1 pseudogene is annotated in these 407 nt (G+C 28.7%); it reads right to left on the bottom strand.

Annotated elements, in window-relative coordinates:
• Positions 1 to 46: 46 nt before the first annotated feature.
• Positions 47 to 184: pseudogene (locus tag NEH74_RS13755) on the bottom strand (IS1595 family transposase); the annotation flags it as partial.
• Between the last annotated feature and the right edge of the window lie 223 nt (positions 185 to 407).

Below are 407 nucleotides of genomic sequence, written 5' to 3'. Positions count from 1 at the left end.
CTACCAATATTTTCAATATTGATGATATCATTATAGGATGATTAATTCAACAGCATAACAATGATGGTGGTCGATGTCTAATCATTTCATTAAATATTAGAGAATAACTTGCCTGTGATTGTATGTCAGCTTTCTGAATTTTCAGCAGTTCTGTTTCATCTTTAAAACGCTCAATCCACTTAAAAACTACTCACTTTATATAAATCCCTAAAAATATACATAAAGAAAATAATAAAACTAATCTTTTTGTGGTAGAATAAGGTAAAATATGGATGAGGAGGTTTTACGATGGATAAAACAACTATTATTCAATTAGTTGTATGTTTAGGGGGGATAGGAAGTATGGTTGCAGGAATATTATATTTTCTCTCATTTGACTCTTATATTAAAGATATTGATAGACGTGT

This window comes from Turicibacter sp. GALT-G1 (assembly GCF_025594995.1).
GTDB lineage: Bacteria > Bacillota_I > Bacilli_A > MOL361 > Turicibacteraceae > Turicibacter > Turicibacter bilis.
Note: the sequence above shows the minus strand (reverse complement) of the source record. Positions and strands in the feature narration are given on the sequence as shown.